The following is a 23,163-nucleotide window of genomic DNA, read 5'->3' on the forward strand; positions in this document are numbered from 1 at the left end:
CCAGGGGGTGTGTGGGAGGGGGAGCCGGCCGGCTCCCCCTCCCGCACACCGGGGGCGCTACGTGCAGCTGACGCCGTTCAACGCGAAGCCGGTCGGCGCCGCGTTGCTCGAGCTGTAGGTGCCGGTGAAGCCGGGATCGATCGCGCCGCCGGCCGGGAGTGACGGCGCGTACGACGGGTTGGTCACCGTCACCTTCTGCCCGCTCTGGGTGAAGGTGCCGTTCCAGCCGCTGCCGATCTTCTGGTCGCCGCCGAAGGTGAAGGTCAGCGTCCAGCCGTTGAGCGCCGCACTGCCGGTGTTGGTGACCAGGACGTCCGCCTGGAAACCGCCCGACCAGGCGTTCGTCACCTTGTAGACGGCCGTGCAGGCCGCGCCGCCACCCGGCGTGGTACCCGTCGTGGTCACCGTCACCGCGGGTGAGGCCGCGGAGGCGGTGCCCGCGGTGTCGATCGCCTTCACGGTGAACGCGTACGCCGTGCCCGCCGTCAGCCCGCTGACGACCAGGCTGGTGGCGGTCGTGGTCCCGACCAGCACCGGCCCCGCGCCCCGGTCGGCGTAGACCTGGTAGCCCGCGAGCGGCAGGCTGCCCGCGGTGGCCGCGGTCCAGTGCAGGGTGACCGAGGTGCCGGTGACCGCCGACGCGGTGGGCGTACCCGGAGCGCCCGGCGGCGTCGAGGGCGGCGGGTCGGTGGTGCCTGAGCCGCTGGGCGGGGTGCCCCAGACCGCGGTGGAGCCGTCGTAGAGCACCATGCGGCTGACGGTGACCGGTGTGGAGCCGGGCACCGTGGACACCCCCTGGTAGGACCAGTCGCCGGTCGGGTCGTGCGCCCCGGGGAAGTTCAGCCGGAACTGCACCTCGCGGTGGAAGGGCGACTGCCCCGCGGGCGCGATGTCCTGGCCCTCGCAACTGATCGTGACGTAGTAGACGTTGCCCGACAGGAGGGTCGGACCGGTCGGCGCCAGGCACTGGTTGTAGGCCGAGGTCACGCTGACCTGCGACGGGCTGGTGCCGGAGGGGATGGTGAAGTAGTAGCGGAAGCTGCCGTGCGTGAGGTGGCGGGCCGGCCAGCCGGACTTGTTGACCACCTGCGCCTTGATCTCGTAGAAATTCGTGCCCGCGGCGTTGACCGCGGCCTGGAGGAACTCCTCGGGCCCGTCGGGGGTCTCCTTCGGCGGGAAGTCGGCCAGCGGTGTGCCACCGTACTCGTCGGCGAGCGCGGCGAGCGCTCCCGAGAAGCCCGCGTTGTAGTCCAGCGCGCCTTCGGTCTCACCGTAGTTGGAGCGCTCGTCGGAGAATCCGTCGTCCGCCGAGCCGGGTCCGCCGACCAGCAGGCCGTAGTCCAGGTGACGCGTCGCGGCCGGCTCGGTCATCGACTGCGACCAGGAGCCGTGCGCGGCCCTGCTGTGCGGGTTCTGCGGCCACTTGGTGTTCTTGCCCGAGTTGGTGAAGCCGATCTCGTAGCTCTCCTTGGCCGGATTGTCGCCGAGGACGTAGTCGATCTGCCGCACACCGAAGTCGTGGTAGGTCTGCGCCTTCGCCGCGTCCTTGCCCTGCGCACCCAGCCAGTCCGCGAACTGCAGTGCCGCGTAGGCGGTGTTGGAGGAGTAGCGCAGCGATCCCCAGGTGTCGAGGAAGGCCTCACCGCCGGGCGAGTAGGTGACCTTCTGGCCGTTCACCCCGGTCGTCCACCAGTCGAGCCAGCGTTCGGCGTCGTTGATGTAGGTCTGCTTGCCGGTGAGTTCCGCGAGCAGCACGTAGTCGCCGTAGGACTTGTCGTCCCAGGCCAGCGTCCAGTTGTACTCGGGGGTGGTGGTCTGGTTCATCTTGGGCAGCTGGGCGTAGTACGTCTCCGCCTTGGCCAGGTAGGTGCTGTCGCCGGTGGCCCGGTAGAGCCACAGCGCGCCCCACACCAGCTCGTCCCAGTAGCCGCTCCACGAGTTGTAGTAGCCCTGGGCGGCGGTGATGCACTTGTCGTAGGTGCCGCGGTAGGTGTCGGCGAAGGTGTAGAGCTGCTTGGCGTTGGTCAGCAGGGTGGCGGCGTAGGACGGGTCGCTCGCCTTGAAGACCATGGACGAGGAGGCCAGTGCCGCGGCGGACTCGCCCGCCAGGTCGGAGCCGGGGCAGGAGGCGTCGATCTTGAACGAGGGACGCGGTGAGGGGTTGACCTCGGGCGGCCCCCAGAAGGAGTGGTCGCTGCCGCCGTCGCCCACCTGGCCGTAGAGCACGTTGGCCGACGGGTGCGCCTTGAGCAGCCAGTCGTCGCCCCAGCGCAGATTGCGCAGCAGGTAGGTGTCCTGCTTGCTCTTGGCGTAGCCGGACGCCTCGTCGATGCCGCCCCAGCCGAGCATCGTCATCGAAAAGGCCATCGGGAAGCCGAACTTCACCTCGTCCCCGGCGTCGTGGTAGCCGCCGGTCAGGTCGAGGCCGTGGTCGGCACCGTCGGTGAGGTCGGAGTCGCCGCGCCAGGTGACGCGGTTGTCGGCGGGGAGTTTGCCCGAGCGCTGGGACTCGTAGAAGAGCATCGAGTCCTGGAGCGCCTCGGCGTAGTTGTAGCCGCCGGCCGCGGCGGGGGCGGCGGCCGGGGTGGCGGCGCGGGCCGCGGGCGCGCCCGCGGTGGCCGCCATCACCAGCGGCAGCAGGGCGGCGACGGCGGTGACCGCCGCGGCCCGGGCGCGGCGGATGGCGCGCACGGGCGGTTTTCCGAAGATGGGCACGCGTCCTCCTGGGAGGGCGATGGTCGTGGTGGGGGGAGCGCGCTCCCGCAGGCGGGCGGCCGGCCAACCGGGAGTCGTCGTCCGCCCGCCCGCCTGTGGGAGCGCTCCCACATGCTCACCCCGGGCCTTGCGCACCGTCAAGCACCGTGCGTACGGCAGTGCGTGAGGCGATTCGCGACGGCGGGGCGCGCGGCGGCACCCGCGGCGGTGCGTACGGTGGCGCGCGAGGCTCCCGGGATGCGGAACAGGGCCGTCAGGGGGCATCCTGATCCACTGACGAGGGTTTCTTTTCTTCACATGAGATGACTGGTGTCTCGGGTGGCAGGAAGACAAGGGAGACACGACCGCTGTTTCCGGCCCTTACCGTACGACCGATGAGGTGTGAGGTCCCGCCGTGCGCAAGCCGACCCGTTCTCCCGCAGCCCCGCCACCGTACCGAGCGCGGGCCCGCGCCGGATCGCGACGCGGCACCCGCGGCGCCGCCCTCACCGGCGGGCTCCGCGGTGCCGGACTCGTACTCGGCTTGCTGGCGACCGCGACCGCCGGTCTGACCGCCTGCGGCGACGGCGGCTCGAACTCCTCGGGCAGCACCACCTCGGCGACCGCCCCTGGCTCCTCCCCCGCCACCACCCCCGGCTCGCCGAGCGGAACCACCACGACGGCCTCCCCCTCCGCCTCGCAGACCACGGCGGTGCCGCCGCCCAAGCCGACCACCGCCAAGCCGGCGAGTTGCGTGAGCAGGACCGCCTCCGCCATGAGCCAGGCCCAGCAGGTCGGCCAGCTGTTCATGAGCGCCGTGAGCAGCTCCGGCATGACCAGCGCGCAGGCCGCCGCGATCACCGGCGGCCGGGTCGGCTCGGTCTTCCTCATGGGCCACACCACCGCCGGCACGGCGGGGATCAAGAAGGTCACCGACCAGGTCAGGAAACTGGTGCCCTCGGTCAAGGGATCGACCGTCAGGATGCTGATCTCCACCGACCAGGAGGGCGGCAAGGTGCAGGTGCTCGGCGGCCCCGGCTTCAGCACCATCCCGTCTGCGCTGCAGCAGGGGAAGCTCTCCGCGAGCACCCTGCAGAAGGACGCGAAGACCTGGGCGCAGCAGTTGAAGGCCGCCGGGGTGACGATGAACCTGGCGCCGGTCGCCGACACCGTCCCGCCGAACCTGGTCAACGTCAACGCGCCGATCGGCAAGTTGCAGCGCGAGTACGGCACCGACCCCTCGACGGTCGCCACCCACAGCACCGCCTTCCTGCGCGGCATGCTCCAGGCCGGCGTCATCACCTCCGCCAAGCACTTCCCCGGGCTCGGCCGGGTGACCGGCAACACCGACTTCAGCGCCGGCGTCACCGACTCGACGACCACCCGCACCGACCCCTTCCTCGAGCCGTTCCGCAGCGCGATCAAGGCCGGCACGCCCTTCGTGATGGTGTCGTCCGCGATCTACTCCAGGATCGACCCGCACAACCAGGCGGCCTTCTCCTCCGCGGTGATCCGCAGCCTGCTGCGCGGCTCGCTCGGCTTCCAAGGCGCGGTCATCTCCGACGACCTGGGCGCGGCCGTCGCGGTCAGCGACCGCACGCCCGCACAGCGGGCGGTGGACTTCCTCAAGGCGGGCGGCAATGTGGTGCTCACCGTCAAGCCGAGCGACATCGTGCCGATGACCGCCGCGGTGCTCAGCAGGATGCCGCAGGACGCCGCTCTGCGCAGCGCGGTGTCCGACAGCCTGCGGCGGGTGCTGACGGCCAAGCAGAACGCGGGCCTGCTGACCTGCTGAGCCCGGGATTCAGTCCGCGGCGGCCGGCGCCGTACGCCGCGCCGCCGCCGCGAAGGCGTCGGCCAGCGGCGAGGGCCGCGCCGCCGGCCGGGCCAGCGCGACCTGGTCGGGCGGCAGGCCGGTGACCGGCCGGTAGACGACGTCGGGGCGGCGGTACAGCAGCGCGGCGGAGCGCGGCAGGCAGGTCAGCCCGCGGCCGGCCGCCACGTACTCCAGCTTCTCCTCGACGGTGCGGACCGCGGAGACCTCCCCGGGGCCGGCTGCCTCGGTGTTGCCGCACAGGTGCAGGATCTCGGTCTGCGCGGCGAACTCCGCCGCGGTCAGCCGCTCGCGGCCGGCCAGCGGGTGCCCGGCGGGCAGCGCGGCCATCCGCGGCTCGCCGTAGAGGGGTGTCAGCGCCAGCCCGGACTCGAGCACCGGCAGCCTCACGTACGCCAGGTCGACCCGTCCGTCGAGCACCGCCTCCGCCTGGTCGTCCCACTCCACCCGGCGCACCTCGACCGTCACGCCGGGGTGGTCGGCGCCGAACGCCCGGACCGCGTCGGTCACCCGGATGCCGCTGCGGAAGCCGACCACCAGCCGTCCCTCGCCCTCCGCGGCCCGGCCGACCCGGCGCCGGGCGGCGTCGGCCGCGGCCAGCAGCGGCCGCGCGTCGTCCAGCAGCCGGCGGCCTGCGGCGGTCAGCTCCACCCGGTGGCTGTCGCGGACGAACAACTCGGTCCGCAGCTCCCTCTCCAGGGCGCGGATCTGCCGGCTCAGCGCCGGCTGGGCGATGAGCAGGTCCTCGGCGGCCCGGCTGAAGTGCAGGCGCTCCGCGACCGCCACGAAGTAGCGCACCTTGCGCAGGTCGAGATCCACTGCCGCCCCCCTTCCTCCGCGGTGCCGCGCGGTGCGCGGTGCGGCGGCCATGCGCCGAGGGTATCGCCGCGCCCGGAACGGGTCTTGGACCGGGCGGCCGGGCCGCCCGCAGACTCGGACAGGTCGTCAGGCAGCGGTAGCGCACGAGGAGTGTCATGGAAGCGATATCCGGTCCCGTCACCGGCAGGACGGTCCACATCACGGTGGCCGGCGCCACCGAGCCGATGGCGGCGTACGTCGCCCGGCCCGCGGGCGGCGGGCCGTGGCCCGCGGTGATCGTCGGGTTCGAGATGTTCGGCGTGACGCCGTACATCCGCAGGACCGCCGACCGGCTGGCCGGGCTCGGCCTGCTCGCGGTCGTACCCGACTTCCACCACAGGACCGCGCCGGGCTTCTGCGGCACCGCCGACGAGCGGGGCCGCGCGCAGGGTCACGCGCTGCTCGACCGGCTCACCCGCGAGGGGGTCAAGGCCGACCTGCTCGCGGTGATCGCCCATCTGGAGGAGCGCGGGGACTCCGCGGGGCGGCCGGCCATGGCCGGCTTCAGCCTGGGCGGCCACCTGGCCTTCTACGCGGCGAGCCAGGTGCCGCTGTCGGCTGCGGCGGTGGTCTATCCCGGCTGGCTCGACGTCACCGGCACCGCGCTGAGCACGCCCGACCCGCTGCTCGACCTCACGCAGGGCATCGCGGACCAGGGCTGCCGGGTGCTGTACCTGGTGGGCGCGGACGACCATGTGGTCACGCAGGACCAGACCCGGCTGACCCGGCAGCGCCTCACCGCCGCGGGCGTCCCGCACGAGGTCGTGGTCTACCCCGGCACCCCGCACGGCTTCCTCGCGGACGAGCGCGACACCTACCGCCCCCGCGAGGCGTCCGACGCCTGGCACCGCATCGAGGCGCTCCTGACGGCCCCCGGCGCGCACCGGCCCGGCCCCCTCGCCCGTCCGTGACGTGCGGTCACGGCATCCGCCGGCCGGGGGCCCGCCGCCTCCGGCCGCCCGAGCGGCCGTCACCCCGCGACCGGGCGATCCGGGGATTCGGCGACCCGGGAAAACCCCGGTAAGGGTGCCCTTGGTGACCGGATGGTGAACTGGCGCGGAATTGTGGATTCCCGGCCATCGGCAGCCGTATGGCCGGGCCGCACGGTGCTTAGCATGAGCCGCGTTCGATACCACTGCACCGAAACTGGAGGTCCGGTGTGTCCGCCGAACCTGACGGCATGAGTACACCACACCCGCCCCCGGCCGCCGAGGACCCGGAAGCGCCCGAGTCCCCCGGCGGCCCCGGGGACTCCCGGACCCGCTTCACCCGCAGGTGGCAGGCCGTCGCCGCGGTGATCGCCGTCGCCGGCGCCGTCACCGCCACCGTGCTCGTCGCCGGGACGGGCGGCGGCCCGACCCGGGCCGACGCCAAGGGCGCCGCCCCCGCCGACGGGCTGCGGCACACCGCGATCGAGGTCTCGACCGGCGGCTGCGGCCGCGGTTGGAGCCGCCCCCAGGCCGGCACCCAGGTCTTCGACCTGCACAACGTGTCGAGCACCGCCTCCGAGGTCGACCTCACCGACCCGCGCACGGGCCGGATCTACGGCGAGGTGGAGGGCCTGGCGCCCGGCAGCACCCGGCCGATGACCGTCGCCCTGGGCAGCGGCAGCTACGCCTTCAAGTGCCTCCAGAACGACACCGACGCCGTGTCGGGGCCGACCGTCGTGGTGGCCGGCAAGCAGCCGCAGGGCCCCGCCGCCGCCCCCGTCAACCAGCACGACCTGATCCCCCCGACGCTGGAGTACCAGAAATGGGTGGGGCAGCGGATCGCCGACCTCGCGGCCGGCACCCGCACCCTGAAGGCGGACATCGGCCGGGGCGACCTGGCCGCGGCCCGCCGCGACTGGCTGACCGCCCATCTGGTCTACGAGCGGATGGGCGCCGCCTACGACACCTTCGGCGACGCGGACGCGGCGATCAACGGGACCGTGGCCCGTACCCCTGGCGCGGTGAAGGATCCGGACTTCGCCGGATTCCACCGGATCGAGTACGGGCTGTGGCACGGCGAGTCCGCGGCCTCGCTGCGCGCACCGGCCGCCGCGCTCGACGGCGCGGTGCACACCCTGCTGGCCGGCTGGCCCGAGCAGCGGATGGATCCTGCGGCGATGGGCCTGCGCGCCCACGAGATCATCGAGAACGCCGACCAGTTCGAGCTGACCGCCCGTACGGACTACGGCAGCGGGACGAATCTGGCCACCGCACGTGCCAACCTGGACGGCACCCGGGCGATCCTGGCCCGGCTGCGCGGCCTGCTGGTGCCCCGCGACGCCGGGCTCGCCAAGCTCGACGCCGCTCTCGACCGCGCCCAGGCAGCCCTCGACGCCCAGCGGCACGGCGGCAACTGGACGCCGGTGGACCGGCTCACCCACACCCAGCGCCAGCAGATCAACGCCGCCTTCGGCGATCTGCTCGAACAACTCGCCCCGGTGGCGGCGATCTTCGAAGTACGGAGGACGGCATGACCGACACCCAGCACGGCGGCGACCTGCGCAGGCGCGGATTCCTGCGCGGCGCGGCCCTGGGCGTGGGCGCGGTCGGCGCGGTCGCCGGCGGCGCCACGGCCCTGGCCGGATCCGCCGCGTCGGCGGCCACCCCGACCGGGTCCCCCATATCCCGCAGGGCCGGCTTCCACGGAGTGCACCAGGCGGGCATCGTCGAGGACGTCCAGCTGTCCACCGCCTTCCTGTCCTTCGACGTCACCGCCGCCGACCGGCGGGAGCTGACCGAGCTGCTGCACACGGTGACCGACCGGGCGCGCTTCCTCACCTCGGGCGGCACACCCGCCCCGCTGGGCATCACCGACTCGCCGTCCGACAGCGGCACGCTGGGCCCGCAGGTGCCGGGCGACGGCCTGACGGTGACCGCGGGGGTGGGCGCGTCGCTCTTCGACGGGCGGTTCGGGCTGTCCGACCGCAAGCCGCTGCGGCTGTCGCAGATGCCCGCGTTCGACGACGACGACCTCGACCAGGCGTGGTGCCACGGCGATCTGAGCCTCCAGCTCAGCGCGCCGCATGCGGACACCGTGCTGCACGCGCTGCGTGACATCGCCCGCAACACCAGGGGCGGCATGCAGGTGCGCTGGCGGATGGACGGCTTCACCAGCCCGCCGCGGCCCAGCGGCACCCCCCGCAACCACCTGGGCTTCAAGGACGGCACGGCCAATCCTGACGTCAAGGACGCGTCGGTCGCCGACGGGTTGGTGTGGGTCGGGGCGGGCGCAGAACCGGCCTGGACGGCGGGCGGCTCGTACCAGGTGGTCCGGCTGATCAGGATGCTGGTGGAGTTCTGGGACCGGGTCTCGATCACCGAGCAGGAGCGGATGTTCGGCCGCAGCCGGGACACCGGCGCGCCGCTCGACGGCTCGCACGAGTTCGACACGCCGAAGTTCTCCCAGGATCCGACCGGTGACGTCATCCCGCTGGACAGCCACATCAGGCTGGCCAACCCGCGGACCGCGAAGACCGACAACTCGCGTCTGCTGCGCCGGGGTTACAACTACGACCGGGGCATGGACAGCAACGGCGACCTCGACATGGGGCTGATCTTCGTCTGCTACCAGCAGGACCTGGAGCGGCAGTTCGCCGCGGTCCAGCAGCGACTTGCCGGTGAACCTCTGGTGGACTACATCTCGCCGTTCGGTGGCGGGTACTTCTACGCGCTGCCGGGGGTGCGGGACCGATCCGACTGGCTGGGGCGCGCCCTGCTGGCCTGAAACCGGCACCCGGTGCGCAAAGGGCGAGTCAAGACTTGTCCTGGATTTACTGACCCGCTGTTCACCCTGGCTCCACCATGGGGTGGTTGTCATGTCGCGGATCGACCGGACGATCGCGTTCGACAACGTGCACGAATCCACGGCGGCACACGTAGAGCGCCACTTAGCGGAGGCTGAGAAAGCATGAGCACCACAGGCGGTACGAGCAGGAGAAGAGGGGCGGGCGCGCGCAGGCGCGCGGCGCGCTGGGGTGCGTTCGCCGGGGCTGCGGCACTCGTACTGGCGGGTGGCACGGCCCCCGCCCACGCCGACTCGCACGACCAGAACGGCGCCGGCGGCAAGACGGCGACCCCGATCAAGCACCTGGTGGTCATCTTCGACGAGAACATCTCGTTCGACCACTACTTCGGCAGCTACCCGGTCGCGGCCAACACCGACGGCACGAAGTTCACCGCGGCCAAGGACACGCCGAAGAACATCGACACCCTCGGCCACGCGGGCCTGCTGAAGAAGAACCCCAACCAGTACCCGCCCAAGCGGCTCGCCCCGAGCCAGGCCGTGACCTGCGACCAGAACCACAACTACGGCGCTGAGCAGTACGCCGCCAACGGCGGCAAGGCCGACCAGTACGTGCAGAACACCGAGACCAGCACCTGCTCCGGCGGTCTGTTCGGCGAGCCCGGCCTGGTGATGGACTACTACGACGGCAACACCGTGACGGGCCTGTGGAACTACGCCCAGCACTACTCGCTCGGCGACAACTCCTTCAGCACCACCTACGGCCCCTCCACCCCGGGCGCGCTCAACCTGATCTCCGGGCAGACGCACGGCGTGGTCTCGGTCGACCCCAAGTCGGGCACCGAGAACCCCAAGCAGACCGCGACGCCTGACGCGTACACGGTCGTCTCCCCGGACGCCAGGGGCGTCGGCACGGTCATCAACGACCCCGACCCGGCCTTCGACGACTGCGCGGATGCCAGTCACACCAGCAGCAACGCGCTGGCCGCGATGCAGGGCAAGAACGTCGGCGACCTGCTGAACAAGCAGGGCGTGACGTGGGGCTGGTTCCAGGGCGGCTTCCGCCCCTCCACCCCCTGGGACGGCAAGTCGGGCGACTACGCCAGCTGCCAGGGCAACACCCACACCAACGTGGGCGGCGCCTCCTCGGTGGACTACAGCGCGCACCACGAGCCCTTCCAGTACTACAAGTCGACGGCGAACCCGCACCACCTCGCGCCGAAGACCACCGCCGAGATCGGCCACAACGGCCAGGCGAACCACAACTACGACCTGACCGACTTCGACTCGGCGCTCAAGGCGGGCAACCTGCCTGCGGTCAGCTTCCTCAAGGCTGCCGAGTTCCAGGACGGCCACGGCGCGTACTCGGACCCGATCGACGAGCAGAACTTCCTGATCAAGGAGATCAACCAGCTCCAGCAGTCGCCGGAGTGGAAGGACACCGCGGTCGTCGTCTCCTATGACGACTCCGACGGCTGGTACGACCACGCGTACGCCAAGCCGCAGAACGGCTCGAAGGACGCCACGGTCGGTTCCAACGGCAAGGCCGTCGACAGCCCGGCCTGCCAGGCGGGCCCGAAGTCGGCCGGCGGCTACTCCGACCGCTGCGGCCCGGGCACCCGGCAGCCGCTGCTGGTGATCTCGCCCTACAGCAAGGTCAACTCGGTGGACCACACCCGCACCGAGCAGACCTCCATCACCAAGTTCATCGAGGACAACTGGAAGACCGGGCGTGTCGGTGACGCGGCCTTCGACACCCGTGCCAACTCGCTGAACGGTGCCTTCGACTTCAAGCACCCGAACAACAAGCAGGTGCTGCTCAACACCGACGGCTCGGTCAAGTCGGTCAAGCCGATCGACACGCACGGCAACGGCGGTTCGACCGGTGGCTCGAACGGCGGCTCGAACGCCAACGGCGGCGGCAACGGCAACGGCGGTTCCACCGGCGGCCACGGCTCGACGACCGGCGGCTCGGGCAACAACGCGTCCACCCAGACCCTGGCGGAGACCGGCGGCTCCTCGCCGGCCCTCCCGCTCGGCATCACCGCCGGTGTCCTGCTGGTCGGCGGCGGAGCGCTCTACTACGCCCGCAAGAACCGTCGCCAGGCTGCCACCACCGCCTGACGGCGTCCGCCGCGCACGCGCACGGCACGCAGCAGGACCGGTCACCCTGACCCCGGTCCACCGAGGCCGCCCCGGCACCACCGGGGCGGCCTTCGCGCGCCCGCCCGCGGCAGCCGGGTGCGCCGGAGCGTCGCAGCCACCGGGTGCGACACGCCGGGTTTAGGGTCTGTGCATGGAAACCGCCGGATATCTCCCCGCGCTGCGCCGCGAGACCGACGCCTTCCGCGACTGCCTGAGCGGCGACCTGGCGGTGCCGGTCGAGCACTGCGGCAGCTGGACCCTGTACGACCTGGCCGCCCATCTGGGCGCGGGCCACCGCCGGGCGGTCACCGCGGTGACCGCCCGCCATCCCGGGCACCGCCACCCCCCGCCGCCGCGCGAGGCCGGCCCGCTGCTGCGCTGGTTCGACCGGCAGGTGGACACCGTGCTCAGCACGCTCGACACCGATCCGGCCGCGCCCGCCTGGACCTTCCACCCGCCGCACACGGTGGGCTTCTGGCAGCGGCGGCGCTGCCTGGAGACCCTGGTGCACCGCTGGGACGCCCAGCACGCCCGCGGCCAGGCACCGGCCCCCTTCGACCCGGAACTGGCCGCCGACGGCGTCGCCGAGGTCTTCGACACCTTCGCGCCCCGGCAGATCGCGGTCGGCAGGGCCGCCGCGCCGACCCGGGCGGTGCTGGTCGAGGCGACCGACACCGGCAGCTCCTGGACCTACGGCCCGGGCGCGCCGGCCGCCGCGGTCACCGGGACGGCCGGCGAGCTGCTGCTGATGCTCTGGGGACGGCTGCCGACCGACCACCCGAGCCTGGCCTGGAAGGGCGACCGGGAGGCCGGGAAGGCCGTGCTGAGCGGGCCGCTGGTCGCCTGACCCGCCGCAGAACAGGACGCGCCGCTTCCGCGTTCACGAACTGAAGGCACCTCACGGCCCGTCCGCCGCGCGCCTCTTGGCCGACCGAGGTGCAGCAAGGGTGACGGCGACGCCGACTTCCGAACACCCTCTGCGATACGCGCTGGTCACCGCGCCAAGTTCAAGGCCTGTCGCAAGTTACGGGCCAATTGCCGGACTTGTGGAGGCTTCCCCTTTTCGCCTCCTCGGCTTTGTGCACAACTCTTGACATGGATGAAACACAGGGAGAAACATCGCGGTGTGTGCCGGGAGAGCGCTCTCATTTCTATCGGACTTCCGCCGGGAGAGCGCTTGCCGGGACGTGAACGGCACCTGATTCACCGTCGGGCCGAGGTATGGCCGGACGCGCACCCCACTGCTCCCCCACCTGTGAAACCAGGAGAGTCGCCCATGCTCGCTCCCCCCACCGGTACGACCGCGCTGAGAACCTCGGTGTTGTCGAACCGGCGCAAGACGGCCGCGGCGGTCATCACAGCGCTGATCGCCTCGCTGCTGCTCTTCGTGCCCATGCGCTCCGCGCATGCCGCCGACACCCTGCTGTCGCAGGGGAAGACCGTCACCGCCTCCTCGACCGAGAACGCCGGCACCCCGGCGTCCGCGGCGGTGGACGGCAACACCGGCACCCGCTGGTCCAGCGCGGCCACCGACCCGCAGTGGCTGCAGGTCGACCTCGGCGCCACGGCCACCATCTCGTCCGTCACCCTCAACTGGGAGGCCGCGTACGGCAAGGCCTTCAAGATCCAGACCTCGGCCGACGGCTCGGCCTGGACCGACGTCTACTCCACCACCACGGGCACCGGCGGTATCCAGACGCTCGCCGTAAACGGTTCCGGGCGCTATGTCCGGATGTACGGGACCGCCCGCGCCACCGGCTACGGCTACTCGCTGTGGGAGTTCCAGGTCTACGGCTCCACGGGCGGCACCACCCCGCCGGCCTCGGGCACCCTGCTGTCGCAGGGGAAGACCGCCACCGCCTCCTCGACCGAGAACGCCGGCACCCCGGCGTCCGCGGCCGTCGACGGCAACACCGGCACCCGCTGGTCCAGCGCGGCCACCGACCCGCAGTGGCTGCAGGTCGACCTCGGCGCCACGGCCACCATCTCGTCCGTCACCCTCAACTGGGAGGCCGCGTACGGCAAGGCCTTCAAGATCCAGACCTCGGCCGACGGCTCGGCCTGGACCGACATCTACTCCACCACCACGAGCACCGGCGGCAACCAGACGCTGAACGTCACCGGCACCGGCCGCTACGTCCGGCTGTACGGGACCGCCCGCGCCACCGGCTACGGCTACTCGCTGTGGGAGTTCCAGGTCTACGGCACCGGCGGCGGCGGCACGACCACCCCGCCTCCCACCGACCCGGGCGGCCCGATCCAGGGCGGCGGCGACCTCGGCTCCAACGTCAAGGTCTTCGACCCCTCGACCCCGAACATCCAGGGCCAGCTGGACCAGATCTTCCAGCAGCAGGAGAGCAACCAGTTCGGCGACGCCCGCTACCAGGTGTTCTTCAAGCCGGGCACCTACAACGGGCTCAACGACCAGGTCGGCTTCTACACCTCGGTCTCGGGCCTGGGCAAGAACCCCGACGACGTCCAGATCAACGGTGACATCACCGTGGACGCCGGCTGGTTCAACGGCAACGCCACCCAGAACTTCTGGCGTTCCGTGGAGAACCTGGCCATCAAGCCGGTCAACGGCACCGACCGCTGGGCGGTCGCGCAGGCGGCTCCCTTCCGTCGCGTCCACGTCCAGGGCGGCCTGAACCTGGCTCCGGCCAGCTACGGCTGGGCTTCCGGCGGCTACATCGCCGACAGCAAGATCGACGGCACCGTCGGCCCGTACTCGCAGCAGCAGTGGTACACCCGCGACAGCTCCATCCAGGGCTGGACCAACGGTGTGTGGAACATGGTCTTCTCGGGTGTCCAGGGCGCCCCCGCCCAGGGCTTCCCGAACCCGGTCTACACGACGCTGGCCACCACCCCCGAGTCGCGCGAGAAGCCGTACATGTACCTCGACGGCAGCGGCAACTACTCGGTGTTCGTGCCGAACCTGCGCACCAACGCCAGTGGCGTGTCGTGGCCGAACACCCCGGGTACCTCCATCCCGCTGAGCCAGTTCTACGTGGCGAAGCCGGGCGTCACCGCGGCGACCATCAACGCGGCGCTCGCCCAGGGCCTCAACCTGGTCTTCACCCCCGGCATCTACCACGTGGACCAGCCGATCAACGTGACCCGCGCCAACACCGTGGTGCTCGGGCTCGGTTACGCGACGATCGTGCCGGACAACGGCGTGGACGCGGTGAAGGTCTCGGACGTCGACGGCGTCCGGCTGGCCGGCTTCCTGATCGACGCGGGTGCGGGCAACTCGCCGCAGCTGCTCCAGGTGGGCGCGCAGGGTTCGACCGCGAGCCACGCGGCCAACCCCACCACCGTCCAGGACGTCTTCGTCCGGGTCGGCGGCGCCCGTCCGGCGCAGGCGCAGACCGCGTTCGAGATCAACAGCAATGACGTGATCATCGACCACACCTGGATCTGGCGGGCCGACCACGGCAGCGCACCGACCGGCTGGACGGTCAACCCGGCCGACATCGGCCTCAAGGTGAACGGCAACAACGTGCTGGCCACCGGTCTGTTCGTGGAGCACTTCAAGAAGTACGACGTGGAGTGGCACGGCCAGAACGGCAAGACGATCTTCTTCCAGAACGAGAAGGCGTACGACGCCCCGAACCAGGCGGCGGTCCAGAACGGCAGCATCAGGGGCTTCGCCGCGTACAAGGTGGACGACAACGTCACCACGCACGAGGGCTGGGGCCTGGGCAGCTACTGCAACTACACCGCGGACCCGTCGATCATCCAGGACCACGGGTTCGAGGCACCGGCCACCGCAGGGGTGAAGTTCCACGACCTGCTGGTGGTGTCGCTCGGCGGTATGGGCCAATACGCCCATGTCATCAACAACATCGGTCCGGGAACGTCCGGCACCGGCACGACGCCGTCGACCGTGACGTCGTACCCGTAGCCGGCCGGCCGGGCGACTGACGGCCGATCCGACACGGTGACCCGAGGGGCCGCCGTCCTCCACGAGGACGGCGGCCCCTTCCCGTTCCGCCGTACCGGCCGGCGGACGCGGGCTCAGTGGGCGTGGCCGCCGCCGGGCGGCTTGGGGCGGCCCTGCGGCACCAGGCCGACGGCGACCACCGCGGTGGCCCCTGCCGCGACGGCCAGGACGGTGAAGGCCCGCGCGAAACCGGAGGGGCTGCCCACCTCGATGCCGGTCGCGGCGACCGTGGAGACGACGGCGACCCCGATGGAGCCGCCGACCTCGTGGAAGGTGTTGACCACGCCCGACGCCAGCCCTGACTCCGTCGGCCGCACCATCGCCATCGCGGTGGTGACGGCGGTGACGAAGACCGCGCCGATGCCCAGCGCGGCAACCGAGAGGGAGGGCATCAGCACGGAGTTGATCCCGGTGCCGCCGTCCAGCCGGGTCAGCGGCACCATGCCGACCGCCGCCACCGCCATACCGGCCACGGCGGTCGGGCGGCTGCCGACGACACCGAGCAGATGGCTCGCGGTCTGCGCGCCGAGCGCGGTGGTGACCGCGACCGGCAGGAAGACCAGCCCGGTCCGCGGCGCGCTCAGGCCCCTGACCTGCTGGAGGTAGACCGAGCCGAGGAAGAAGGTCGCGATCAGCAGCCCGGTGGCGATCAGCATCAGCAGGGCCGCCGCCACCACCGGCCGCCTGGTCAGCATCGTCACGTCCATCAGCGGCGCCGCGGTGCGGCGCTCGGTGACCGCGAAGAGGGCGTAGAGCACGGCGGCGCCGACGAGCGGCAGCACGGTGGCGGTGCCGTCCCAGCCGGTGTCGCCTGCCTTGACCAGGCCGTAGATCAGCGCCGTCGTGGCCGCGGTGACCAGCAGCGCGCCGGGCACGTCGAGCCGGGACGGGCGCGGGGCGCGGGCGGCGACCAGCCGGGGCAGCGCTGTGAGCGCCAGCACCCCGACGGGGACGTTGACGTAGAAGATCCAGCTCCAGCCAGGACCGCCGGCCAGCGCACCGCCGAGCAGCACGCCGACGGCCGAGCCCGCACCGCCGATACCGGCCCACACGCCGAGCGCCTTGGTGCGCTCCTTGCCGTGGAAGGTCGTGGTGACCAGGGACAGCGCGGCGGGTGACAGCAGCGCCGCGCCGACGCCCTGCGCAACCCTGGCGCCGATCAGCATGGCCGCCCCGGTGGCCGCGCCCGCCGCCAGCGAGGCCGCGGTGAAGAGCGCCAGGCCTGCGGTCACGGTGCGGCGGGCGCCGAGCGCGTCGGCCAGCCGGCCGCCGAGCAGCATCAGGCCGCCGAAGCACAGGGTGTAGGAGGTGACCACCCAGGTGAGGGTGGTCCGGTCCAGGTGCAGATCGCGGGCGATGCCCGGCAGCGCCACGTTCACCACGGTGACGTCGAGCACCAGCATGAACTGGGCCAGGCAGATCACGGTGAGCGCGGCCCAGCGGCGGGGGTCGGGCGCCGCTTCGTGGGGGCCGTGGGCGGGGTGCGGATCGAGCGGGTCCAGCGTCGGGTGGGTCATGGCGTTCGCTTCCTCGGATTGCGCGCGGCAGCAGGGCACGGGAGGGGGACACGGCACGGGAGAACCTGGAAGTGAACTGTACGGCACAGTTCATATGAACTCAACGGTTCAGTTCAGGTGCGCGGCTAGACTGCTGCCCATGAGCGAGAAGACGGCTGACCACGCTCCCCCGACCGGCCCGCGCGCCGAGCGCAAGCGGCAGGCCATCGTCACCGCGGCCCGAACGGTCTTCCTGCGCGACGGTTTCGACGCCAGCGTGGACCTGATCGCCGCCGAGGCCGGGGTGTCGAAGGTGACCGTCTACAACCACTTCGGGAGCAAGCAGGCGCTCTTCGTCGAGGTCATCACCGGGGCGCTGGACGCGCCGCTGGGCGACACGCTGACCACCGACGTGGCCGACCTGGCCGACAGCGACGACCTGCGCGCCGCCTTCACCAGGGCCGCCCGCGCCTGGGTGTCCGCCATCCGCTCCGACCCCGATGTGCTGGCCATGCGCAACCTGCTGGCCCGCGAGGCGCACCGCTTCCCCGAACTGCACGACGCCTGGCGGCACCACAGCCCGACCCTGCACCACCCGGCGGCCGGCGCCGCACTCGCCGAGCTCGCCGCCGCGGGGCGGCTCGACATCCCCGACGTCGAACTGGCCGTCGTCCAGCTGTACTCGCTGCTGGTCTTCCCGCACATGATGTACGCCGCATACGGCGCCGGCATGGATGACGCGCTCGCCGAACAGCTGATCACTGCCGGCGTCGACATGTTCCTGACCTACTACGCGCCGCGCGGCTGATCCGGCACGACGCGCGGGACAGCCCTCAGGCCGGTCTGCGTGCCTCGACCAGCATGCGGGTGGAACGGGTGACGAACGGCCCCTCGGCAATGATGCGGTCGTGCAGATCGCGCAGCCGGTCCCGATAGCGGTCGACGGTGAAGTCGGGCACCATCCAGATCACCTTGCGCAGGAAGTAGACGACCGCGCCGATGTCGTGGAATTCCATCCGCAGTGACTCCTCGCGCAGCTGGACCAAGTCGAGCCCGGCCTCCCGCGCCCCCTGCCTGGCCCGGTCCGGATGCCGCGCGCCGCCCGCCGCGCCGGGCTGCGGCCCGAGGAAGAACTCGACCAGCTCGACGGCGCTCGCGGGGCCGACGTGCTGCGAGAAGTACGTGCCGCCCGGCCGCAGCACCCGGGCTATCTCCTCCCACCACACGGTGACGGGATGCCGGCTGACCACCAGGTCGAAGGCACCGTCGGCGAACGGCAGCGGCGGCTCGTCCGCGTCCGCGACCACCACGGCCCCGCGCGGGTGGAGCAGCGCGGTGGCCTTGGCGAGATTCGGCGGCCACGACTCGGTGGCGGCCATCAGCGGAGGCAGCCGCGGCACCCCGGCGAGCACCTCGCCGCCACCGGTCTGGATGTCCAGCGCGGCCGTGGCCCCGGCCAGCCGCTCCCCCATCGCCCGCTGGTAGCCCCAGGACGGGCGCTCCTCGGTCGCCCGCCCGTCGAGCCAGGAGAAGTCCCAACCCTCGACGGACACCGCGCCGGCCTCGGCCACCTGGTCTTCGAAGCCGTCTGCCACGATCACAGCATGGCCGCGGGCACGCGCCGGAGGCCAGCGGATTTCACCGCCGGCCCCTGAGCACAGGGGCGGGGCGCAAGAGGCCGGACGGGCCATTCCCTGGCGGGAATTGTCCGGCTCCGCGGGGCGCAGCACAGTCGCTGGAGCAACGACGCGCGTTGCACGACGACTTCCAGCGAGGTGGCACCGATGGCCGACATCGATCAGAGCACCGACCCCCACGCCGACCCGACCGCGTTCGCTGACCGCTACATCGCGGTGTGGAACGAACCGGACCCGGGGGCACGGCGCAAGGCCGTCGAGGAGCTGTGGGGCGAGGACGCGCTCCAGGTCCTGCAACCGCCGGAGGAGATGCGGGAGGCGGCGGCGAAGGTGGGAATGCGGACCGTGGTCCTGGAAGCACGCGGCCATGACGCGCTCGAATTCCGGGTGCGGACGTCCTACGAGGAGTTCGTCGCGCCCGGCGCCTCGCGGTTCCGGGTCCGCGGGGATGTGCAGCGGCTGCACGACGTGGTCAGGTTCAGCTGGGAGTGGGCGCCGGTGGACGGCGGTGCGGCGCAGGGCGGCGGGCTCGAGGTGCTTCTGCTCGGACCGGACGGGCGGATCGCGACGGATTACCAGTTCATCGGTCTCTGACCCCGCGACCGGCGCCGACGGCAGGGCAGCGAGGTGGCCGCCGCAGGTACGGCGGCCACCTCGCTGCCCCGTGCCCGCTGTCCGCACGGCGACCCGCCCGGTCACCCTCGCGGGACCGCCGGTCCCTGTCCGCCCTCACGGCTGGCGGGCGGCCCTGCCGTATCGGGGGCGCCTCACCGATCAGCCGGGGAACGCCCTGGCCAGGCGGGCGCTCTCCAGCGGCGAGAGCTCCCGCTCGATCGCGGGGACCAGGTCGCGCTGCTCATGGCCGACGTACTGGTCGATGTCGGCCAGCGTCCCGCCCACGGTCAGCGGATACGAGCCCTCCGGGATGTCGCCGGTCATCAGGTAGTCGAGCAGGCCGCGCAGCCGCTCGCCCTCCGCGTGGTCCTCCCGCACCGCGCCGAGGGCCGCGTGGTGGTCCTTGAGCGCCCGGTGTGCGGTGGCCTCGACCAGCCGGCAGTGCTCGGTCAGCGCGGCGGCCAGCGGCCGCAGTTCCGCGCGGGACGGGGTGCCGTCGTGCCGCATCCGGTCCAGCATCTCGTGCACGCGGTTGGCCGACGCCACCACCTGGGCCGACAGGCCTTCGTGGTGCGCACGCGCGGTGGCCACCGCCTCGGAGTCGGCCCGGGCGCGCGCGTCGAAGAACTCGGCCTCGCCGCGGATGTTCGCCGGCCCGCTGATCCGCTCGTGGCCGGCAGGCACTCCGGCCGTGTCCTGGGGCTTCATCATGTCGCTCATGGCACCGACTCCTCGCCTTCGCTGCGGTGTCGTTCACTCCACCCGTGCGGCCCGGCCGAACGGTCGGGCCGCTGTGCTCCTCGCGATCACTCGTCCTCGTCCTCGTCGTCCTGCGACGGCCAGTCCGTGTCCTCGACGACGTGCACCGCGGCCTCCTCGGCCGAGGCAGCACCGCCGTCGATGCCCACGTCCTCGCCGACCATGCCGTCCTCGCGGATGTGCGCGCCCTCGTCGGGGGCGACCAGCCGCCCGGAACGCAGCTCGCCGGCCTCCCAGTCCATCAGCTCGCCGTCGGTGTCGGTGGCGTCCCCCAGGCCGTCGTCGGCCTCCACCTGGATGTCGGGCCGCTCACGCGGCAGCCGCTCGTCCAGGCTCTCGCCCTCCTGCTGCTCGGCCGCGGTGGTCCCCACCTGGTCGACGCCGAAGGGCCGCTCCGGGGGCGAATACCCCTCGTCGAGCACTTCGGGGATGCCCCGGTCGTCCAGGGTGTCCTCGGGCTCCAGGGGACCGGTGTCCTCCTGGATCTCGCTGCCGTCCGGCTGGTAAACGTCGTCGCCCATGATGCCGTCGATCCGCTCGGTCATGTCGCCGCACCTGTCTCACCCGGCGACCTGAGGTGTGCGCCAGCCGCCGCCCGCGGGACAGCGGTCGGGTGTGCTGAGGGGGATGCGGTTCGCACGGATGACCACGTCCTTCCTGCTTGGGGTGGTACGCCTGCGCCGCCGCGGCGGCTCGTCCACCCGCCTGCCCTCCCGCCAGTGGCGGAAACCGGCCGAGGCCGCGACCGGCCGAATACGCCGGACGCCCCCTCTCCATCATGCGCGCGAACCCGCCTCCCGCGCCTGCGGGCGCCCCGGCGGACGCGGCCCGGTCCGCCCCGCCTGGCTGCGGGAGCCCGCGGGCGGCGGCCGCCGGCGGCCCGCGGGCCGGTCAGGCCACGCCGCGCGGCCTGAACTGCACGCTGATCCGGCCGCCGACGGCCGCCCGGGTCTTGGGTATCGCGTGATCCCAGGTGCGCTGGCAACTGCCGCCCATCACGATCAGATCGCCGTGACCGAGCGGCACCCTGGAGGCGGGGGCGCCGCCGCCGCGCGGGCGCAGCAGCAGCGGCCGGGGGTCGCCGAGCGAGAGGATCGCGACCATCGTGTCGCGCGTGGCGCCGCGGCCGAAACGGTCCCCGTGCCAGGCGACGCTGTCCTGGCCGTCGCGGTAGAAGCACAGCCCGGCGCTGACGAAGGGCTCGCCGAGCTCCGCCGCGTAATGCGCACTGAGCCGGTCGCGGGCCTCGGCGAGCACCGGGTCGGGCAGCGGCTCGCCCTCGCCGTAGTGGGAGAGCAGGCGCGGCACGGCGACCACGCTGTCGTACATGACGCGCCGCTCCTCGCGCCACGGGACCTCGGCGGCCAGCTCGGTGAAGAGGTCGTCCGCGCCGCTCAGCCAGCCGGGCAGCACGTCGATCCACGCGCCGTGCCCGAGGACGGTGCGGCGCAGCCGGTCAAGGCCGCCGAGGACCGGGGCGCCAGTGGCGAAAAGAGAGGTCTGCAGGTGGGACATGCCTCCACCATAACTCCGGGTCGCACATCTTTTCGATTCCCCTTTCGAGTGAAACCGCGCACTTCCTCTCGGGGCGTCGCACGATGGAGACATGCTCTTCGATGAGGTCGCCCGGGTCTCGCGGGAGGTCGCAGGCACATCGTCGCGGACCCGCAAGACCGAACTGCTCGCCGACTTCTTCCGGGACGTCGGCCCGCTGGACGCTCCGATCGCCATCGCCTACGTCGCCGGCCGGCTCCCGCAGGGGCGGCTCGGCGTCGGGTGGGCCGCGCTGCGGGACCGGGCGGAGCCCGCGCCCTTCCCGCAGCTGACCGTCGCCGACGTGGACGAGGCCCTGACCGCGGTCGCCGCGGTCACCGGCCAGGGCGCGCAGGCCGGGCGCCGCAGGCTGCTCCAGGACCTGCTGGCCGCGGCCACGGCCGCCGAGCAGGAGTATCTGATCGGCCTGATCACCGGCGAAGTCCGGCAGGGCGCGCTCGACGCGGCCGCCGCGGAGGGCCTGGCGGCCGCCACCGGCGCGGAGCCCGCCGCCGTGCGGCGGGCGGTCATGCTGGCCGGTGCGCTCGAACCCGTCGCCAAGGCGGTGCTCGCCGAGGGGCCGGACGCGCTCCGGGGCTTCCGGCTCAGCGTGGGGCAGCCGCTGCTGCCGATGCTCGCGGCCTCGGCCAAATCCGTGGCCGACGCCGTCACGAAGGCGGGCGGGCCGTGCGCGGTCGAGGAGAAACTCGACGGCATCCGCATCCAGGCCCACCGCGACGGCGACGACGTGCGGCTTTTCACCCGCACGCTCGACGACGTCACCGACCGGCTGCCGGAGATCGTCGCGACGGTGCGGGCGCTGGACGGTGAGCGGTTCGTACTCGACGGCGAAGTGCTCGCCTTCGACGCCGACGGGCGGCCGCGACCCTTCCAGGAGACGGCGGGCCGGGTCGGCTCCCGGGTGGACGTCGCCGCGGCCGCCCGCGCGCTGCCGGTCAGCGCGGTCTTCTTCGACGTGCTCTACGCCGGCGACCGCGACCTGCTCGACCTCCCCTACGGGCTGCGGCACCGAGCACTCGAGGCGCTGGTGCCGCCGGAGTCCAGGGTGCGGCGGGCGGTCGTCGCCGACCCGGCGGATGAGGCGGCCACGGCCGCAGCCGAGGAATTCATGGCGGCCACGCTGGGGCGCGGGCACGAAGGGGTCGTCGTCAAGGCGGACGACGGCCCCTACGCGGCCGGGCGGCGCGGGGCCTCATGGATCAAGGTCAAACCCGTCCACACGCTGGACCTGGTGGTCCTCGCCGCCGAGTGGGGGCACGGGCGGCGCACCGGCAAGCTCTCCAATCTGCACCTGGGGGCGCGGGGCGCGGACGGCTCCTTCGTCATGCTCGGCAAGACGTTCAAGGGGCTCACCGACGAGGTGCTCGGCTGGCAGACGGAGCGGTTGCTCGCGATTGCGGTGCGGGATGACGGTCGCGTGGTCACCGTCAGGCCGGAACTGGTCGTCGAGATCGCCTACGACGGGATCCAGACCTCACCGCGCTACCCCGCGGGGCTCACCCTGCGCTTCGCGCGCGTGGTCCGCTACCGCGACGACAAATCTGCGGCTGACGCCGACAGTGTGGAGGCGGTGCGCGCCGCCCACCCGTTGCCGGGTGCGGAGGGGTAGCCACTTGCGGTGGCCTGGCACACGAACCGACGTCGTGGCTCGGCGCGCAGTTCCCGCGGATCCGCTCGGCCGCGGAACGGGGGGTGCCACTTGCGGTGGCCCGGCGCACGAACCGACGTCGTGGCTCGGCGCGCAGTTCCCCGCGGATCCGCTCGGCCGCGGAACGGGGGGTGCCACTTGCGGTGGCCCGGCGCACGAACCGAACGTCGTGGCTCGGCGCGCAGTTCCCCGCGCCCCCAGAGGCTCGGCCCCGCGCACAGGCTCGGCCACGGAACGGGGGTGCCACT

The 23,163-nt window shown here is 72.5% G+C and carries 17 protein-coding genes; 10 read left to right on the forward strand and 7 right to left on the reverse strand.

The genetic code is table 11. The features are described 5' to 3' along the window. Positions 1-57: 57 nt before the first annotated feature. Positions 58-2,715, reverse strand: a complete 2,658-nt coding sequence (locus ACGFMP_RS10140) for a glycoside hydrolase family 9 protein (RefSeq protein WP_393671572.1) — start codon at positions 2,713-2,715, stop codon at positions 58-60. Positions 2,716-3,238: 523 nt separating this feature from the next. On the opposite strand from ACGFMP_RS10140, the gene ACGFMP_RS10145 reads away from it, so the two are divergent. Then, positions 3,239-4,489 carry a glycoside hydrolase family 3 N-terminal domain-containing protein gene (locus ACGFMP_RS10145; protein WP_393671573.1) on the forward strand — a complete coding sequence of 417 codons (1,251 nt, stop codon included), beginning with the start codon at positions 3,239-3,241 and terminating at the stop codon, positions 4,487-4,489. A 9-nt stretch (positions 4,490-4,498) separates the two neighbouring features. Here ACGFMP_RS10145 and ACGFMP_RS10150 read toward each other — a convergent pair whose 3' ends face one another. Beyond that, the gene (locus ACGFMP_RS10150) at positions 4,499-5,347 is read right to left on the reverse strand and encodes a LysR family transcriptional regulator (RefSeq protein ID WP_393671574.1); all 849 of its coding nucleotides are present in this window, start codon (positions 5,345-5,347) and stop codon (positions 4,499-4,501) included. Positions 5,348-5,502: 155 nt separating this feature from the next. On the opposite strand from ACGFMP_RS10150, the gene ACGFMP_RS10155 reads away from it, so the two are divergent. From ACGFMP_RS10155 to ACGFMP_RS10180, 6 genes are all read left to right on the forward strand, one after another. After that, complete coding sequence (locus ACGFMP_RS10155; protein ID WP_393671576.1) at positions 5,503-6,297, forward strand: dienelactone hydrolase family protein; 795 nt, start codon at positions 5,503-5,505, stop codon at positions 6,295-6,297. 269 nt (positions 6,298-6,566) lie between these two features. Next, positions 6,567-7,850, forward strand: coding sequence for an EfeM/EfeO family lipoprotein (locus tag ACGFMP_RS10160; RefSeq protein ID WP_393671578.1), 1,284 nt, complete (start codon positions 6,567-6,569; stop codon positions 7,848-7,850). Next, positions 7,847-9,100, forward strand: a complete 1,254-nt coding sequence (efeB, locus tag ACGFMP_RS10165) for an iron uptake transporter deferrochelatase/peroxidase subunit (RefSeq protein ID WP_393671579.1) — start codon at positions 7,847-7,849, stop codon at positions 9,098-9,100. The genes ACGFMP_RS10160 and efeB overlap by 4 nt, the downstream gene beginning before the upstream one ends. 183 nt (positions 9,101-9,283) lie before the next feature. After that, positions 9,284-11,242, forward strand: a complete 1,959-nt coding sequence (locus tag ACGFMP_RS10170; RefSeq protein WP_393671580.1) for an alkaline phosphatase family protein — start codon at positions 9,284-9,286, stop codon at positions 11,240-11,242. A 172-nt stretch (positions 11,243-11,414) separates the two neighbouring features. Further along, positions 11,415-12,110, forward strand: coding sequence for a maleylpyruvate isomerase family mycothiol-dependent enzyme (locus ACGFMP_RS10175; RefSeq protein ID WP_393671581.1), 696 nt, complete (start codon positions 11,415-11,417; stop codon positions 12,108-12,110). Positions 12,111-12,539: 429 nt separating this feature from the next. Continuing rightward, entirely contained in the window at positions 12,540-15,167 is a 2,628-nt protein-coding gene (locus ACGFMP_RS10180) for a discoidin domain-containing protein (RefSeq protein ID WP_393671583.1), read from the forward strand. A 113-nt stretch (positions 15,168-15,280) separates the two neighbouring features. Here ACGFMP_RS10180 and ACGFMP_RS10185 read toward each other — a convergent pair whose 3' ends face one another. Next, positions 15,281-16,723: an MFS transporter gene (locus tag ACGFMP_RS10185; RefSeq protein ID WP_393671584.1), complete on the reverse strand. Its 1,443-nt coding sequence runs from the start codon at positions 16,721-16,723 to the stop codon at positions 15,281-15,283. A gap of 139 nt (positions 16,724-16,862) precedes the next feature. Here ACGFMP_RS10185 and ACGFMP_RS10190 point away from each other — a divergent pair, with 139 nt between their 5' ends. Next, positions 16,863-17,510 carry a TetR/AcrR family transcriptional regulator gene (locus ACGFMP_RS10190; RefSeq protein WP_393671586.1) on the forward strand — a complete coding sequence of 216 codons (648 nt, stop codon included), beginning with the start codon at positions 16,863-16,865 and terminating at the stop codon, positions 17,508-17,510. A 25-nt stretch (positions 17,511-17,535) separates the two neighbouring features. Here the strand turns inward: ACGFMP_RS10190 and ACGFMP_RS10195 are convergent, their stop codons facing one another. After that, positions 17,536-18,297, reverse strand: coding sequence for a class I SAM-dependent methyltransferase (locus ACGFMP_RS10195; protein WP_393671588.1), 762 nt, complete (start codon positions 18,295-18,297; stop codon positions 17,536-17,538). 189 nt (positions 18,298-18,486) lie between these two features. Between ACGFMP_RS10195 and ACGFMP_RS10200 the strand changes: the two genes are divergently transcribed. After that, positions 18,487-18,933, forward strand: a complete 447-nt coding sequence (locus tag ACGFMP_RS10200) for a hypothetical protein (protein ID WP_393671589.1) — start codon at positions 18,487-18,489, stop codon at positions 18,931-18,933. Positions 18,934-19,113: 180 nt separating this feature from the next. Here ACGFMP_RS10200 and ACGFMP_RS10205 read toward each other — a convergent pair whose 3' ends face one another. The 3 genes from ACGFMP_RS10205 to ACGFMP_RS10215 form a co-directional block, all read right to left on the reverse strand. Beyond that, complete coding sequence (locus ACGFMP_RS10205; protein ID WP_393671590.1) at positions 19,114-19,674, reverse strand: hypothetical protein; 561 nt, start codon at positions 19,672-19,674, stop codon at positions 19,114-19,116. A gap of 86 nt (positions 19,675-19,760) precedes the next feature. Then, positions 19,761-20,258, reverse strand: coding sequence for a DUF5709 domain-containing protein (locus ACGFMP_RS10210; protein ID WP_393671591.1), 498 nt, complete (start codon positions 20,256-20,258; stop codon positions 19,761-19,763). Positions 20,259-20,604: 346 nt separating this feature from the next. Beyond that, entirely contained in the window at positions 20,605-21,228 is a 624-nt protein-coding gene (locus ACGFMP_RS10215) for an alpha-ketoglutarate-dependent dioxygenase AlkB (protein ID WP_393671592.1), read from the reverse strand. Positions 21,229-21,319: 91 nt separating this feature from the next. Between ACGFMP_RS10215 and ACGFMP_RS10220 the strand changes: the two genes are divergently transcribed. Continuing rightward, positions 21,320-22,876 carry an ATP-dependent DNA ligase gene (locus tag ACGFMP_RS10220; protein ID WP_393671593.1) on the forward strand — a complete coding sequence of 519 codons (1,557 nt, stop codon included), beginning with the start codon at positions 21,320-21,322 and terminating at the stop codon, positions 22,874-22,876. Positions 22,877-23,163: the final 287 nt, after the last annotated feature.

The organism is Streptomyces sp. NPDC049040 (genome assembly GCF_043197715.1).
In the GTDB taxonomy this organism is placed as follows: Bacteria; Actinomycetota; Actinomycetes; order Streptomycetales; family Streptomycetaceae; genus Actinacidiphila.

Bases quoted from the DNA above. Each gene is read 5' to 3' on its own strand.
- ACGFMP_RS10155 (WP_393671576.1), top strand. From the start codon at position 5,503: ATGGAAGCGATATCCGGTCCCGTCACCGGCAGGACGGTCCACATCACG.
- ACGFMP_RS10160 (WP_393671578.1), top strand. From the start codon at position 6,567: ATGAGTACACCACACCCGCCCCCGGCCGCCGAGGACCCGGAAGCGCCC.
- efeB (WP_393671579.1), top strand. From the start codon at position 7,847: ATGACCGACACCCAGCACGGCGGCGACCTGCGCAGGCGCGGATTCCTG.
- ACGFMP_RS10170 (WP_393671580.1), top strand. From the start codon at position 9,284: ATGAGCACCACAGGCGGTACGAGCAGGAGAAGAGGGGCGGGCGCGCGC.
- ACGFMP_RS10175 (WP_393671581.1), top strand. From the start codon at position 11,415: ATGGAAACCGCCGGATATCTCCCCGCGCTGCGCCGCGAGACCGACGCC.
- ACGFMP_RS10180 (WP_393671583.1), top strand. From the start codon at position 12,540: ATGCTCGCTCCCCCCACCGGTACGACCGCGCTGAGAACCTCGGTGTTG.
- ACGFMP_RS10185 (WP_393671584.1), bottom strand. From the start codon at position 16,723: ATGACCCACCCGACGCTGGACCCGCTCGATCCGCACCCCGCCCACGGC.
- ACGFMP_RS10190 (WP_393671586.1), top strand. From the start codon at position 16,863: ATGAGCGAGAAGACGGCTGACCACGCTCCCCCGACCGGCCCGCGCGCC.
- ACGFMP_RS10200 (WP_393671589.1), top strand. From the start codon at position 18,487: ATGGCCGACATCGATCAGAGCACCGACCCCCACGCCGACCCGACCGCG.
- ACGFMP_RS10205 (WP_393671590.1), bottom strand. From the start codon at position 19,674: ATGAGCGACATGATGAAGCCCCAGGACACGGCCGGAGTGCCTGCCGGC.
- ACGFMP_RS10210 (WP_393671591.1), bottom strand. From the start codon at position 20,258: ATGACCGAGCGGATCGACGGCATCATGGGCGACGACGTTTACCAGCCG.
- ACGFMP_RS10215 (WP_393671592.1), bottom strand. From the start codon at position 21,228: ATGTCCCACCTGCAGACCTCTCTTTTCGCCACTGGCGCCCCGGTCCTC.
- ACGFMP_RS10220 (WP_393671593.1), top strand. From the start codon at position 21,320: ATGCTCTTCGATGAGGTCGCCCGGGTCTCGCGGGAGGTCGCAGGCACA.